Origin of the sequence: Micromonospora ferruginea (genome assembly GCF_013694245.2) — a bacterium.
In the GTDB taxonomy this organism is placed as follows: domain Bacteria; phylum Actinomycetota; class Actinomycetes; order Mycobacteriales; family Micromonosporaceae; genus Micromonospora; species Micromonospora robiginosa.
Genome location: NZ_CP059322.2, coordinates 3,945,472 through 3,960,218, shown reverse-complemented (window position 1 = coordinate 3,960,218; position 14,747 = coordinate 3,945,472). Strand labels below are relative to the sequence as shown.

General features: G+C 73.3%; 13 protein-coding genes. 11 read left to right on the top strand and 2 right to left on the bottom strand.

Features of this window, described 5'->3' with window-relative positions:
* The first annotated feature begins 82 nt into the window (after positions 1–82).
* Positions 83–1,249, top strand: a complete 1,167-nt coding sequence (locus H1D33_RS17060) for an alkaline phosphatase PhoX (RefSeq protein ID WP_181572196.1) — start codon at positions 83–85, stop codon at positions 1,247–1,249.
* 11 nt (positions 1,250–1,260) lie between these two features.
* Here the strand turns inward: H1D33_RS17060 and H1D33_RS17055 are convergent, their stop codons facing one another.
* Positions 1,261–2,103, bottom strand: a complete 843-nt coding sequence (locus H1D33_RS17055) for a YhjD/YihY/BrkB family envelope integrity protein (protein ID WP_181572197.1) — start codon at positions 2,101–2,103, stop codon at positions 1,261–1,263.
* Positions 2,104–2,154: 51 nt separating this feature from the next.
* Here H1D33_RS17055 and H1D33_RS17050 point away from each other — a divergent pair, with 51 nt between their 5' ends.
* The 6 genes from H1D33_RS17050 to ispG all read left to right on the top strand — a co-directional run bounded on the left by H1D33_RS17050 (position 2,155) and on the right by ispG (position 8,626).
* The gene (locus H1D33_RS17050) at positions 2,155–2,700 is read left to right on the top strand and encodes a GNAT family N-acetyltransferase (RefSeq protein ID WP_181572198.1); all 546 of its coding nucleotides are present in this window, start codon (positions 2,155–2,157) and stop codon (positions 2,698–2,700) included.
* A gap of 43 nt (positions 2,701–2,743) precedes the next feature.
* Positions 2,744–4,009, top strand: a complete 1,266-nt coding sequence (locus H1D33_RS17045) for a PP2C family protein-serine/threonine phosphatase (RefSeq protein WP_181572199.1) — start codon at positions 2,744–2,746, stop codon at positions 4,007–4,009.
* Positions 4,010–4,353: 344 nt separating this feature from the next.
* Positions 4,354–4,950 (top strand): Uma2 family endonuclease, encoded by a 597-nt coding sequence (locus tag H1D33_RS17040; RefSeq protein ID WP_181572200.1) that lies wholly within the window; start codon positions 4,354–4,356, stop codon positions 4,948–4,950.
* Positions 4,951–4,982: 32 nt separating this feature from the next.
* Positions 4,983–6,197, top strand: coding sequence for a 1-deoxy-D-xylulose-5-phosphate reductoisomerase (dxr, locus tag H1D33_RS17035; protein WP_181572201.1), 1,215 nt, complete (start codon positions 4,983–4,985; stop codon positions 6,195–6,197).
* Positions 6,194–7,441 (top strand): M50 family metallopeptidase, encoded by a 1,248-nt coding sequence (locus tag H1D33_RS17030; protein ID WP_181572202.1) that lies wholly within the window; start codon positions 6,194–6,196, stop codon positions 7,439–7,441. Before dxr ends, H1D33_RS17030 begins: the two co-directional genes overlap by 4 nt.
* 9 nt (positions 7,442–7,450) lie before the next feature.
* A complete protein-coding gene (ispG, locus tag H1D33_RS17025) occupies positions 7,451–8,626 on the top strand; it encodes a flavodoxin-dependent (E)-4-hydroxy-3-methylbut-2-enyl-diphosphate synthase (RefSeq protein ID WP_181572203.1) in 1,176 nt (391 codons plus the stop codon).
* A gap of 945 nt (positions 8,627–9,571) precedes the next feature.
* On the opposite strand, the gene H1D33_RS17020 is transcribed toward ispG, so the two are convergent.
* Complete coding sequence (locus H1D33_RS17020; RefSeq protein ID WP_181572204.1) at positions 9,572–10,150, bottom strand: PadR family transcriptional regulator; 579 nt, start codon at positions 10,148–10,150, stop codon at positions 9,572–9,574.
* A 140-nt stretch (positions 10,151–10,290) separates the two neighbouring features.
* Here H1D33_RS17020 and H1D33_RS17015 point away from each other — a divergent pair, with 140 nt between their 5' ends.
* The 4 genes from H1D33_RS17015 (at position 10,291) to H1D33_RS17000 (ending at position 14,677) form a co-directional block, all read left to right on the top strand.
* Positions 10,291–11,130: a GNAT family N-acetyltransferase gene (locus tag H1D33_RS17015; protein WP_181572205.1), complete on the top strand. Its 840-nt coding sequence runs from the start codon at positions 10,291–10,293 to the stop codon at positions 11,128–11,130.
* 100 nt (positions 11,131–11,230) lie between these two features.
* Entirely contained in the window at positions 11,231–11,926 is a 696-nt protein-coding gene (locus H1D33_RS17010) for an ATP-binding cassette domain-containing protein (protein ID WP_181572206.1), read from the top strand.
* On the top strand, positions 11,923–14,073 hold the full coding sequence (locus H1D33_RS17005; protein ID WP_181572207.1) for a YhgE/Pip domain-containing protein: 2,151 nt from the start codon (positions 11,923–11,925) through the stop codon (positions 14,071–14,073). Before H1D33_RS17010 ends, H1D33_RS17005 begins: the two co-directional genes overlap by 4 nt.
* 10 nt (positions 14,074–14,083) lie before the next feature.
* The gene (locus H1D33_RS17000) at positions 14,084–14,677 is read left to right on the top strand and encodes a TetR/AcrR family transcriptional regulator (protein WP_181572208.1); all 594 of its coding nucleotides are present in this window, start codon (positions 14,084–14,086) and stop codon (positions 14,675–14,677) included.
* The last annotated feature ends 70 nt before the right edge of the window (positions 14,678–14,747 follow it).

The window sequence follows — 14,747 nt, the reverse complement described above, 5'->3', positions numbered from 1 at the left end:
GCGTTCACCGGGCAGAGGCAGCGGTCGATGCGGCGGCGGGTCTACCGTCGGGGGAGAGTCACCGTCTCGGGGAGGTCAACCGATGGACCGTCGCACCGTCCTGCGCGCCGTCACCGTCGCCGGTGGCACCGCCTTCGCGGGCAGCCTGTGGGCCGCCGCCGCCCCGGCCGCGCCCGCCCAGCCCGGCCCCGGCCCCTACGGCGACCTGCTGGCCGCCGACGCCGACGGCCTCCAGTTGCCGGCCGGCTTCACCGGCCGGGTGGTGGCCCGCTCCGGCCAGCGGGTGCCCGGCACCTCGTACGTCTGGCACTGGGCGCCCGACGGCGGCGCCTGCTTCCCGGCCGGCGACGGCTGGATCTACGTCTCCAACTCGGAGGTCCCGCTGGTCGGCGGCGCCTCGGCGCTGCGCTTCGCGGCCGACGGGTCGGTCACCGACGCGTACCGGATCCTCAGCGGCACCAGCACCAACTGCGCCGGCGGGCCCACCCCGTGGGGGACCTGGCTCTCCTGCGAGGAGGTGCCGTTGGGTCGGGTCTTCGAGACCTGGCCGGCCGGCGGCCGGTCCGGTGCGGAGCGGACCCGGATGGGCCGCTTCAAGCACGAGGCGGCGGCCTGCGACCCGGCCCGGCAGGTGGTCTACCTGACCGAGGACGAGCCGGACGGCTGCTTCTACCGTTTCGTCCCGGACACCTGGGGCGACCTGCGCACCGGCCGGCTCCAGGTGCTGTGCGCCCGGGACGGCCAGGTGACCGGGCCGGTCACCTGGCGGGACGTGCCGGACCGGGACGGCTTCCCGGTCCCCACCCGCTTCCAGGTGCGCGACGCGCAGGTGTTCGACGGCGGGGAGGGCTGCTGGTACGCGGACGACACCTGCTGGTTCACCACGAAGGGCGACAACCGGGTGTGGGCGTACGACCCGGTGGGGCAGCGGCTCGACCTGGCGTACGACGACTCGCTGGTGGAGGCCGGCGCGGCGCCGCTGACCGGGGTGGACAACATCACCGGCACCGCCGGCGGCGACCTCTACGTGGCCGAGGACGGCGGCGACATGGAGATCAACATGATCACGCCCGAGGGTGTGGTGACGCCGTTCGCGCGGCTGCTCGGGCAGCCCGCGTCGGAACTCACCGGCCCGGCGTTCACGCCGGACGGCAGCCGGCTCTACTTCTCCTCGCAGCGCGGCACCAGCGGCGCGAAGGCTGGCAGCGGCGGCATCACCTACGAGGTGCGCGGCCCGTTCCGACGCTGAGGCGCACCGGCTCAGGCGCGGGCCGCCTCCCGGGCGGCCCGCCACCGGCTGAGCGCCAGCGTGGCCGAGTAGCCGGCCAGCACGATCACGTGGAACAGGTAGAGCCAGAGCAGCACGGCCACCCCGCCGCCGATCTCGTCGAACCCGCCGAACGGCACGCCCAGGTTCAGCGGCAGCGAGCAGAACAGCACGAAGCCGTGCAGGAAGCCGGAGAGGTTCGCGGCGGTGAACGAGCCCATGCCGAGCGTGGCGAGCCAGTCCGGCGAGGCCGGGCCGACCACCCGGAACACCCACACCAGCACCGGCGTGAGCACCAGCCAGACCGCCAGGAATGACAGCACCACGCCGAGCGCGCCGATCCAGCCGCCCTGCCGGACCAGCCGGGTGGTCAGCGGCAACGCGAGCAGGATCGACAGCAGCAGCGCCGGGGCCGGGGCGAGCAGCGGGAGCAGCAGCAGCCGGCCGCGCCAGCCGACCAGCGCGCCGGACTCGGCACGCGGCTCGGCCACCGAGACGAACGCCCGGCGCAGCCCCTCGCCGTAGAGCGAGGCCGGCAGCAGCGAGGCCAGCGCCAGCAACGGGGTCAACCCCAACCCGGCCTCGACCAGCGCGGCCACCGCCCGGTGCGCGCCGATCTCGGTGGGCAGCGTCTCGATCGCGTACCCGGTCAGCCGGCGCACCCGGTCGTCGCCGGCGAGCAGCCCGGTGAGCCAGATCGCCAGCAGCGCCACCGGCACCACGGCGATCGCACCGTAGAACGTGATCGCGGCGGCGTGCAGGGAGAGGTCCCGCCCCCGGACCGGCCGGAACGCCGCCGAGGTGATCCGCTTCGTACGCTGCCAGCCGTCGCCCATCGCCCTCTCGTTCCCGGTGCGCCGGTCCGTCACGCATTACGATCCGGCGTCATGATGATCGCCTCGACCGAGCGGCTCGTGGTCCGGGACTGGACCGAGTCACCCGACGACCTCGCCCGGGTCTACGACATCTACTCCCGCGAGGAGGTCATGCGCTGGCTGGGCGGCGGCAAGGGGCGGATGACCCAGCCCGGCGAGGCGCGGGAGCGGGTGCGCACCTGGCGCGAGCGCAACGCCCCGTCCCACGGTCGCTGGGGCCTGTGGGCGATCGAGCCCCGCGCGGCGGGCTGCGCGGCCGGCAGCGTGCTGCTCAAGCCGTTGCCCGGCCGCGACGGTGTCACCCCGACCGACGACATCGAGGTCGGCTGGCACCTGCACCCGGACGCCCAGGGCCACGGCTACGCCACCGAGGCGGCCCGCGCGGTGCTGGAGCGGGAGTTCGCCACCGGCACCGAGCGGGTGTACGCGGTGGTGATGGCGGGCAACGAGCCGTCGATGGCGGTGGCCCGGCGGCTCGGGATGACCCACCTCGGGGTCCGCACCGACTGGTACGGCGGCGCCGAGTTGGAGACCTTCGTCCTGGATCGCCCCGTCTAGCTCGTTGGCGGTTTGCCGCCGGCCTCCCTACGGTGGTGGGGACATGGGGAGGTGCGGTGTGGTCGACGGCGGCGACGCGGCGCGTTGGCTGCAACTCAACGCCCCCCGGGGCGGGCCGGACGAGCTGTCGCTCCTGGTCAGCCGGGCCGCGCCGGCGGTGGGCGCCACCGAGATGGTGGTCTACCTGGCCGACTACACGCAGTCCTCGCTCGTACCCCTGCTCGGCCCCGGCCTGACCCGCGACGAGCTGGTGATCGAGACGACCCTGGCCGGTCGGGCGTTCACCAGCCTGGAGGTGCAGCGCGCCCCCGACCGCCCGGACCGGCTCTGGGTGCCCCTGCTGCTCGGCTGTGAACGGCTGGGCGTGCTGGAGGTCGTGTCGCCGGAGGCCGGCGGCTCCGCGCTGGAGCGGCCGGCCTGGGAGGTGGCGGTCAACGTCGCCCAGCTCCTGGTGAACCGCCGGCTCTACGGCGACGTGGTGGAACGGATCCGCCGCCGCCTTCCGATGCAGGTCGCCGCCGAGATCGTGTGGGGGCTGCTGCCGCCGCTGACGTTCGCCACCGACGACCTGGTGATCACCGCCATCCTCGAACCCTGCTACGACGTCGGCGGGGACATCTTCGACTACGCGCTCAACGGCGACGTGCTCAGCGTCGGGCTGTTCGACACCTGCGGGCACGGCATCAAGGCGAGCGCGATGGCCTCGCTCGTGGTCAGCGCCTACCGCAACGCCCGGCGCACCGGTCTGGACCTGGTCGACACGGCGACCAGCATCGACAGGTGGGTGCGCTCCGAGCACCCCGGCACGTTCGCGACCGCGCTGCTCGCCGAGCTGGACCGGCGGACCGGCCTGCTCAGGATCATCAACGCCGGCCACCCCGGCGCGATGCTGCTGCGTGACGGCAAGGCCATCCGGGCGCTGCCGGGGCCGACCATGCTGCCGCTCGGGCTGGGCAACCTGTCGGAGCGGCGTCCCCGGGTGCACGAGGAGGCGCTGCATCCGGGCGACCGCATCCTCGCCTACACCGACGGCATCACCGACGCGCGTGGCGACAACGGGGAACGGTTCGGCCTCGACCGGCTGGTCGACTTCGTCGAGCGGGCCCTCAACGACCGGCTGCCCAGCCCGGAGACGATGCGCCGCCTGGTGCGCGCGGTCCTCGCGTACCAGCAGGACCAGCTCGACGACGACGCCACCGCCCTGTTCCTGGAGTGGCAGCCGCCGCACCTGCCGCTGAGTCACCTGGAGCGCCTCACCGGGTCGGATGGTCGCGAGCGCCCCGGCCCGGTGGCCGCGTCCGGGGTCTGACGGTCGCGGGCCGGCCACGGCCGGGTCCAGCCGAGGAACCGGGCGAAGTACGCGGCCGGGTCGATCTCGCCCGACCGCACCCGTGGTGCGTCGGCGGAGGTCGGCAGCGAAACGTCGACCTGCCGGCGGTCGGCCGCTCTCCTGGCGGAACTCGGCGCTGGACGCGGCGCACCGGATGTGCGAGTTCAGGCCGTCGGAGTGCGAGAAGATGGCCGCGAGTCGGCCGAGTCGGCCGATTCGGCTGTCGCCAGGTGGAAGAATGGGGCATCCCGTGAGGTGGAGAAGGCGAGAGCCGTCATGTCGACCGATGCGCAATTTCGCCGAACATGATCTTCTCCGGATCCTTGACCTGGCCTGACAACGTCGTCAGCGGGTCGCTGGATCTGCTGGCGTGTCGGGACCAGCGGTGGACGGCACGGGACGCGCTCGAACTCCTGCCGGAGAACAACGGGCCGCGGATCGAGGTGGTACGCGGCTGTGTGGTCGTCACGCCCGGTGGCTGCATCGACCGACGCGCGGCACAGCTTCAGCTCGCGTACCGGATGCGGGTGGCGGCGCGAGCCGCCGGTCAGTGGGTCTACCGGTCGGTCAACCTGGTCTCCGGCGACGACCTGTTCATTCCGGACGTGGTCGCGCTGCGGAAGCCTGCCGGAGGTCGGCGATCCGTCGAGGTCACAACCGCCCTGCTGCTCGGTGAGATCACCGGGTTCGGGGTGATCGACCGGCCGCGGGAGTACGCCGCTGCCGGCGTGCCGTACTTCCTCCGGGTCGACCTGCGCAACCGGGTACCCACCATCGCTCTGTTCGAGCTGGTCGACGGCGACTACCGACCGTTGGCCGCGGCGGCGGCAGGAACTCCCTTCGTGATGCGGCAACCATTCGAGTTCACCGTCGACCCCGGCGATCTTCTGGGCGAGGAAGCGCCGGAACAGGCCGGGTGAGGCGGCGGGCGGCGCTGGGGAACAATGGGCGGGTGACCACTCCCCGAGACCTCGTGCTGCTCGGCTCGACCGGTTCCATCGGCACCCAGGCCATCGACATCGTCAAGCGCAACCCGGACCGGTTCCGGGTGGTCGCCCTCGGCGCCGGCGGCGGCAACGTGGAGCTGCTCGCCGCGCAGGCGCTGGAGCTGGGCGTGGACGCGGTCGGGGTGGCCCGGGCGTCCGCCGCGCAGGACCTCCAGCTCGCGTTCTACGCCGAGGCGAGCCGGCGCGGCTGGGCCACCGGCGACTTCAAGCTTCCCAAGATCGTGGCCGGCCCGGACGCGATGACCGAGCTGGCCCAGTGGCCGTGCGACGTGGTGCTCAACGGGGTGGTCGGCTCGCTGGGCCTGCCGCCGACGCTGGCCGCGCTGCGCGCCGGGCGTACCCTCGCGCTCGCCAACAAGGAGTCGCTGGTGGCCGGCGGCCCGCTGGTCAAGGCCGAGGTGACCCGACCGGGGCAGATCGTTCCCGTCGATTCCGAGCACTCGGCGTTGGCGCAGTGCCTGCGCGGCGGCACCCGGGGCGAGGTGCGCCGGCTCGTGGTCACCGCCAGCGGCGGCCCGTTCCGGGGCCGGCGACGCGACGAGTTGACCGCCGTCACACCGGAGCAGGCGCTGGCGCACCCGACCTGGAACATGGGGCCGGTCGTCACGATCAACTCGGCCACCATGGTCAACAAGGCGCTCGAGGTGATCGAGGCGCACGAGCTGTTCGACGTGCCCTACGCCGACATCGAGGTGATGGTCCACCCGCAGTCGGTGATCCACTCGATGGTCGAGTTCGTCGACGGCTCCACCCTCGCCCAGGCCAGCCCGCCGGACATGCGACTGCCCATCGCGCTCGGCATCGGCTGGCCGGACCGGGTGCCCGAGGCAGCCACCGCGGTCGACTGGACCGCGGCGCACACCTGGGAGTTCGCCCCGCTCGACGACGCCGCGTTCCCGGCCGTGGCGCTGGCCAAGGCGGCCGGCGAGGCCGGACGCTGCCGCCCGGCGATCTACAACGCGGCGAACGAGGAGTGCGTGGCCGCGTTCGTGGCGGGCCGGCTGCCGTTCCTCGGCATCGTCGACACCCTCCAGCGGGTGCTGGAGGACGCTCCGGACTTCGACGAACCAGGTACCGTCGAGGACGTGCTCGCCGCCGAGTCGTGGGCACGGGCGCACGCCCAGGAGATCATCGTCGGGTCGGTGGAAGGAGCTCGATGAGCTATCTGCTCGGGGTGGTGCTGTTCGCCCTGGCGATCCTCATCTCGGTGAGCCTGCACGAGGCGGGGCACATGCTGACCGCCAAGGCGTTCGGGATGAAGGTCACCCGCTACTTCGTCGGCTTCGGGCCGACGCTCTGGTCGTTCAAGCGGGGCGAGACCGAGTACGGCGTCAAGGGCATCCCGCTCGGCGGCTTCTGCAAGATCGTCGGCATGACGCCGCAGGACGACGACGTCGAGCCGGGGGACGAGAAGCGCGCCATGTGGCGCTACCCGGTGTGGAAGCGGACGATCGTGATGTCCGCCGGCTCCGCCATGCACTTCGCCATCGCGCTGGTGGCGCTCTGGATCATCGCGGTCAGCGCCGGCCTGCCGAACCCGAAGTTCCCCACCACCGAGGCCGGGTTCCGGGCCGAGCCGGCGGTGATCGCGCTCACCCCGTGCGTGGTGGTGGAGAACGCCCCCCGCGCCTGCACCGCCTCCGACCCGGCCAGCCCGGCCGGCAAGGCCCAGCTCAAGGACGGCGACCGGATCACCGCGGTGAACGGCCGGGCCGTCTCCACCTGGGGCGACATGCTCGACGTGGTGCGGGGCACGAAGCCCGGCCCGGCCACCGTCGCCTACCTGCGCGACGGCACCCCCGCCACCGCCACCGTCGACCTGGCGTCGGTGCAGCGCCCGCCGCTGAACGACCCGAAGGGCGCGACCTCCGCGGTCTCCGCGCTCGGCGTGGCGCTCCAGCCCAGCACGCCCACCCGGGTGGAGTACGGCCCGGTCGCCGCGTTCGGCGCCACCGCCGACTTCACCGGCAACATGGCGGTGCAGACGGCGCACGCCATGCAGCGCATCCCGCAGAAGGTGCCGGCGCTGTGGAACGCGATCACCGGCGCCGAGCGCGACGTGGACACCCCGATCAGCGTGGTCGGCGCCAGCCGGCTCGGCGGCGAGGCCGTGGAGAACAACGCCTGGCTGGTGTTCTTCATGCTCTTCGTGTCGCTGAACTTCTTCATCGGCGTGTTCAACCTGCTGCCGCTGCTGCCGCTGGACGGCGGTCACATCGCCATCGCCTGGTTCGAGCGCGCCCGGTCCTGGCTCTACGCCCGGATCGGCCGCACCGACCCGGGTCGCGTCGACTATCTGAAGCTCATGCCCCTCACGTACGCGGTGATCCTGGTCGGTGGCGTGTTCACGCTGCTGACCGTCACCGCGGACGTGGTCAACCCGATCACGCTCTTCTCAAGGTGAGTGCCTGAAGTGACCGCTGTCAGTCTCGGTATGCCCCCCGTACCGCCGCCGCCGCTGGCCCCCCGCCGGGCCAGCCGCCAGATCATGGTCGGCTCGGTGCCGGTCGGTGGTGGCGCGCCGGTGTCGGTGCAGTCCATGACCACCACCCTCACCGCCGACGTCAACGCCACGCTCCAGCAGATCGCCGAGCTGACCGCCTCCGGCTGCCAGATCGTGCGGGTGGCCGTGCCGTCGCAGGACGACGTCGAGGCGCTGCCGGCGATCGCGCGCAAGTCGCAGATCCCGGTGATCGCCGACATCCACTTCCAGCCGAAGTACGTGTTCGCCGCGATCGACGCCGGCTGCGCGGCGGTGCGGGTGAACCCGGGCAACATCCGGCAGTTCGACGACAAGGTCAAGGAGATCGCCCGCGCCGCCGGCGACGCGGGCACGCCGATCCGGATCGGCGTCAACGCCGGCTCGCTGGACAAGCGCCTGCTGGCCAAGTACGGCCGGGCCACCGCCGAGGCGCTCGTCGAGTCGGCGCTGTGGGAGTGCTCGCTGTTCGAGGAGCACGGCTTCCGGGACATCAAGATCTCGGTCAAGCACAACGACCCGGTGGTGATGATCCGCGCCTACCGGCTGCTCGCCGAGAAGTGCGACTACCCGCTGCACCTGGGCGTCACCGAGGCCGGCCCGGCGTTCCAGGGCACGATCAAGTCGGCGGTCGCGTTCGGCGCGCTGCTGGCCGAGGGGATCGGCGACACGATCCGGGTCTCGCTCTCCGCCCCGCCGGTGGAGGAGATCAAGGTCGGCAACGCGATCCTGGAGTCGCTGGGCCTGCGCGAGCGCGGCCTGGAGATCGTCTCCTGCCCGTCCTGCGGCCGGGCCCAGGTCGACGTCTACAAGCTGGCCGAGGAGGTCACCGCCGGCCTGGAAGGGCTGCCGGTGCCGCTGCGCGTCGCGGTCATGGGCTGCGTGGTGAACGGTCCGGGTGAGGCCCGCGAGGCCGACCTGGGCGTCGCGTCCGGCAACGGCAAGGGCCAGATCTTCGTCAAGGGCAAGGTCGTCAAGACCGTGCCCGAGGCGCAGATCGTGGAGACGCTGATCGAGGAGGCGCTGCGGATCGCCGACGAGATGGGCGCCGAGATCCCCGAGGAGCTGCGCGAGCTGGTGCCGGGCGGCGCCACCGTCACCGTGCACTGACCGTTCTCCGTATCGCCGTGCGGCCGTCCCCTCGTCGGGTCGGCCGCACGCGCCGTCTCCGGACCGAGGCGCCCGCAGGTGGCGTCTCGGGACCGAGGCGTTCGCAGGCGGCGTCTCCGGACCGAGGCGCCCGCAGGCGGCGTCTCGGGAGCGAGGCGTTCGCAGGCGGCGTCTCCGTGCCGGGGCGCCGCGGCGAAACTAGCCGGGCACCGTGGCCCTGATCCTCGATCTCATCGGCGCCTCACCCGTCGCGCCCGGTGGGGACGCGACGCAGCGGACGAGTCCACCGACAGGTCGTCGGCCGGGCAACCCGCCCAGGCAGCGAGCCCGAACATCCTGCGCGGCTGCTCCCGGCTCCCTGGCTGCCCGGATGCCCGGCTCTTGAGCTTCGGGCTGTCGGGCCTCGTGCTCTCGCGTGCTCGTGCTCTCGCGGGCTCGCGTGCTCGCCTGCTCGCCTGCTCGCCTGCTCGGCCCCTCGGCCCCTCGGCCCCTCGGCTCAGAGATCTTGGTACGAAATGGCCCCTCCGGGGGCACTTTCCTACCAAGATCTCCACCCCTCCCACCCATCGGAACGCTGCTCCCAAAAACACCCCGGGTCCCATGCCGATCTTGGAGTTGTGGCACCTCCGATAGGGGAGTGAATCCGGCAAACGGGGCGCCACAACTCCAAGATCGATGAAGCCGGGGCGAGCGGGCGGCGTGGCGATACAGGACGTGACGGGAGTTGCTCGACGGCCGAGTCGTCGGGGTCACGCCGGGGGTGCGACGGGGCGGTGGCGGTCGATCGGGTGGACGCCGATGACTCGGAGCGGGCTACCGCCCTGGGCCGGGTGCCGCTCGCTCCGGCCGGACGGCTCCTCAACGACGGAGTGATGCGGGAGCACGCGCTGGTGACCGTGCGTTACGCCGAACGGCACACCGGTCGGTGTGCCGTTCGGGTGGTGTTCACTCGGACTCGGCGAGGATGGCGTACAGCTTGCGTCGCGTCTCGTCGAGCACCTGGGCGGCGCGGGCGCGCTGGTCGTCCGTGCCGGTGGTCATGACCTGTCGCAGCGCGTTCATCGCCTGCGCGCCGGCGTCGCGGATGTCGTGCCAACTGTTGACGGTCTGCTCGGCGAACTCCGCCCAGGGCGGGGTCTGCGCCGCCTCGGTCGCCTCGGCGCGCCCCTGGTCGGTGAGGGCGAACCGCTTACGTCCGCCCTCGGAGTCGGGGGCGGTCGCGATGACGCCCTCGTCCTCCAGCAGTTGCAGGGTGGGGTAGATCGAGCCGGGGCTGGGGCGCCAGGCCCCGCCGGTGCGGGAGTCGATCTCCTGGATCATCTCGTAGCCGTGCATCGGCCGCTCGGTGAGCAGGGCCAGCACGGCGCCGCGGACGTTCGGCCGCCGGCCGCGCCCGCGACCTCCCCGGCCGCGCCCGTGGCCGTGTCCGAACGGCGGCGGACCCGGGGGTACGGGTGGGAAGCCGAAGCCGCCGTGGCGGTGCATCTCGTCGCGCAGGGCGTGTACGTGTCGGTGGAAACCCATCGGGCTCTCTCCTCCTGTTGGAGCATCGCTGATGCATCAACGATATATCGGCAATGCATCGGCGACAAGGTGTCGAGTCGGATCGTCCGGGTGCCCGGTCGGCCCGCGCGCGTCGGGGTGCATCTGGCAGGCTGGTAACCGTGCTCACGATGCCGGTACGCCAACTGGGGGAGTCGGAGCGTCGCGCGGTCGAGCGGCTGCTCGACCTCGACCCGTACGCCGGCGCGCAGGTCGCCGAGCGGGTGGCGGCGCGCGGGCTGGCCTGGTGGCGGGCCGAGGCGCGGATCCTCGGCTACGGCTCGCGCCGCAACCTGGAGTCGATCTGCTGGCTGGGTGGCAACCTGACCCCGGTGCTCGCCTCGGAGTCGGCGGTGGCCGCGTTCGCCGAGCAGTTGGGCGAGGAGGAGCGGCTCTGCTCCTCGATCGTGGGGCGCGCCGACGCGGTGCTCGGCCTCTGGGACCGCCTCTCCGGGCACTGGGGGCCCGCTCGGGACGTACGCCCGAACCAGCCGTTGCTGGCCACGGACGCGGTGCCGCCGGTGGCGCCCGACCCGCAGGTGCGTCGCGTGCGCGGCGGTGAGGTCGACCGGCTCTTCCCGGCGGCGGTGGCGATGTACACCGAGGAGGTCGGCGTCTCGCCGATGGCCGAGGACGGCGGGCGTGGCTACCGGCGGCGGGTGACCGAGCTGGTGCGCGCCGGCCGGGCCTACGCGCGGTTCGTCGACGGCCGGGTGGTCTTCAAGGCCGAGCTGGCCGTGGTGACCCGTCGCACGGCGCAGGTCCAGGGCGTCTGGGTGGCCCCCGAGTGGCGCGGGCGGGGGATCGCCGCCGCTGCCATGGCCGCGGTGGTCCGCGACGCGTTGTCCCGGGTCGCGCCCACGGTCAGCCTCTACGTCAACGACTTCAACCTGCCGGCCCGGCGGGTCTACGAGCGGTGCGGCTTCCGCCCGGTCGGCACGCTCGCCACCGTGCTGTTCTGAGGATCACCCTCTCCTCGCGTTGCGTCGAACCGGACACCCGGCGCTATGCTGGTCACGTTTTTGTACTGACCAGTCAGTCTAGAAGTCGGAGCGGGTGGGAATGAAGATCGTCGAGGCCAGCGGCCTGGGGCTGCGGACCCGGCGCGGCTGGGTCTACCGGGACGTCGACCTCACCGCCTCGGGCGGTGAGCTGCACGCGGTGACCGGGCCACCCGGCAGCGGGCGCACCTCGCTGCTGCTCGCCCTCGCCGGCCGCTTCCCGCACAGCCACGGCGAGCTGCGCCGGCGCGGCCCGGCCGCGCTCGGCCAGGTGGCCGGCGTGCACGAGCCGGACCCGACGCTGACCGTCGCCGAGCACATCACCGAACGCCTGCTGCTGCTCGGCCCGGTGCCGCGCCGCCGTCGTCAGCTCGTCCCGGTGGCCGCGCTGCGGGCCCGCCGGGCCTACCGCCGCGACGCCTACGCCGCCGCCATCGCCGGCGCCGGCTTCACCGACGCCCCGCTCGACCCCGACCGGTACGGCCGCGACCTCACCCCGGTCGACCGCCAGGTGCTCGGGCTGGTGCTGGCCAGCCTCGCCGGACCCAGCCTGATCGTCGCCGACGACGTGGACGCCGGCGCCGACCGCCCGGAACGGGAATGGATCTGGGCCGCGCTGCAACGCCTCGCCGGCCAGGGGTACGCGGTGATCGCCAGCGCCCGCGCCGTCGAGGACGGGGTGGCCGCCACCGTGCACCGCATCGGCGACCCCGCCCTGCCCGTCCCCGCCCTGCCCGCCGTGGAGGTGCCCGCGTGAGCGTGCTGCGACTCGCCCTGTTCGAGCTGCGCCGGATGACCCGGGGCCGGCTGCCGCGCGCCGCGCTCGCCGTGCTCACCGTGGTCCCGCTGCTCTACGGCGCGCTCTACCTGTACGCCTTCTGGGACCCGTACGGGAAGCTCGACCGGATCCCGGTCGCGTTGGTCGACGCCGACCGGCCGGCCACCGCGAGCGACGGCACCGAGGTGCACGCCGGCCGGGACCTCGCCGACGAACTGATCGACCGCAAGGTCTTCGGCTGGACCGTCACCGACCAGACCGACGCCACCGCCGGCCTGCGCGACGGCCGCTACCACCTGATCTTCTCCATCCCGGAGGACTTCTCGGCCACCCTGGCCGCCGGCCCGGAACCCGATCGGACCGCCCGGCAGGGCGAGCTGAAGGTGGTCAACGACGACGCCACCAACTACCTCTCCGGGCTGCTCGCCCGCTCGGCGTTCAGCGAGATCCGGGCCGCCGCCGCGGAGAGCACCGCCGCCTCGTACTTCGACAAGATGCTGATCGGCTTCACCGACGCCAAGGCCGAGACCGGCCGCGCCGCCGACGGGGCCGGCAGGATCTCCGACGGGCTCGGCACCTCGCAGCGCGGCGCCGGGCAGCTCGCCGACGGGCTCGGCGACGCCGAGAAGGGCGCCGGGCAGCTCGCCGGCGGGCTGAACCAGTCGGTCCAGGGCGCCGACAAGCTCGCCAAGGGGCTCGACCAGTTGCAGACCGGCGCGACCCAGCTCGCCGACGGCGCCGGCCGGGCCGCCACCGAGACGAAGGCCGCCGCCGCCAAGGTCGACGCCGCCGCCGACAGGTACGAACCGGTGCTGCGCCGCAACGCCGACCGGATCCAGCAGGCCGCCACCGCGGTTGCCACCGGCGCGCAACAGCTCGCCGACGGCCTGGACGCGCTGCCGGCCAAGGCGGACGAGGTGGTCGGCCTGGCCGAGGAGATCTCCGACCGGCTCGACGCGGTCGCGAAGGAACACCCCGAACTGGCCGACGACCCCGACTTCGCCGCCGCCCGCAAGGCCGCCGGCCAGGCCGTCACCCAGGCGAAGGCGCTGGGGACCGCGCTGGACAAGATCGACCTGGCCGCGTTGAAGAAGCAGATGACCGAGGTCGCGAAGACCGCCCGGGAGGTGGCCGCCGCCGCGCCGCACCTCGCCGACGACGTCGCCTCGGCCCGCGCCAAGGTCGACGAGCTGGCCGGCGGGCTCCAGACGCTGGCCCAGGGCAGCGCCAAGCTCCGCGACGGACTCGGCGACGCGTCCACCGGCGCCGACCAGCTCCGCGGCGGGCTCTACCGGCTCTCCACCGGCGCCCGGCAGCTCGACGGCGGCCTGAGCCAGCTCGGCACCGGCAGCACCAGGCTGGCCGACGGGCTGACCAAGCTGGAGGGCGGCGCCGGCGACCTCGCCGACGGGCTCGCCGCCGGGGAGAAGAAACTTCCCGGGTACGACGACGCGGCCAGTCGCGCCGACGTGCTCGCCGACCCGGTCGGCCTGATCCGCGACTCGCAGCACCCGGCCGGCTCGTACGGGGTGGGCTTCGCCCCGTACTTCCTGGCGCTGGCGCTCTGGGTCGGCGCGATGATCACGTACATGCTGTTGCGGCCGGTCAACCGGCGGCACGTGATGTCCGGCGCGCCCGGCTGGCGGGTGGTGCTCGCCGGTTGGCTGCCCGCCGCGGCGATCGGCCTGGCCCAGGTCGCCGTGCTCTACACCGTGGTGACGCTGGCCCTCGGGCTGGACCCGAAGCACGGCGCGGCGACGTTCGGGCTGCTCGCGCTCGCCTCGCTGGCGTTCACCGCGATCATGCAACTGCTCGGCGTGGCGCTGGGCCCGGCCGGCCGGCTCGCCGCGCTGGCGCTGCTGATGCTCCAGCTCACCTCGTCCGGTGGCACCTACCCGGTCGAGACCTCGCCCGGCTTCTTCCAGGCGATCCACCCCTGGCTGCCGATGACGTACGTGGTGGGCGGCCTGCGCCACACCATCAACGGCGGCCCGGCCGGACCGGTGGTCACCGGGGCGCTGGTGCTGCTCGCGTTCGGCCTGGGCGCGCTGGCGCTCACCGTCGGCTCGGCGCGCCGGTCCCGCCGGCTCACCCCGGCCAAGCTGCACCCCGAACTGACCATGTGAGGATGGGCCGGTGACGGACGGACGGACGCGCCGGCGGGAGGACACCCGCCAGCGCCTCTTCGTGGCGGCGGTGGACCTCATCGCCGAGCAGGGCTTCTCGGCGACCACGGTGGACGACATCGCGGCCCGGGCCGGGGTGGCGAAGGGGACGGTCTACTACAACTTCGAGTCCAAGACGGTCCTCTTCGAGGAGCTGCTGCGGCACGGCATCGGCCTGCTCACCGCCGAGTTCCGGGCCGCCGTCGACGGGCTGCCGCCCCGCGAGGCGCTCGCCGCGCTGGTCCGCGCCGAACTCGACTACATCCGCCGCTACCGGGCGTTCGCCCAGCTCCTGCTCTCCGAGATGTGGCGCACCAACCGGGAGTGGCAGCAGACGCTGCGGCTGCTGCGCGGCGAGGCGATCGAGGTGATCGCCGAAACCGTCCGGGCCGGGGTGGCCAGCGGCGACCTGCCGGACGACCTGGACGTGCGTACCGCCAGCTCGGCACTGTTCGGCGTCGGGCTGGTGGTGGCGGTGGACTGGCTGGTCTTCCAGCCCGACCGGCCGATCGCCGACGTGCAGGAGTCGCTGCTCGGCATCGTCCGCCGGGTCGCCCAGACCTGACCGGAACGCGGTAATTCGATTGAACCGTGCCGGCCGGACGGGAAGGCTGGGCTCACCGCCCCCACCCGTC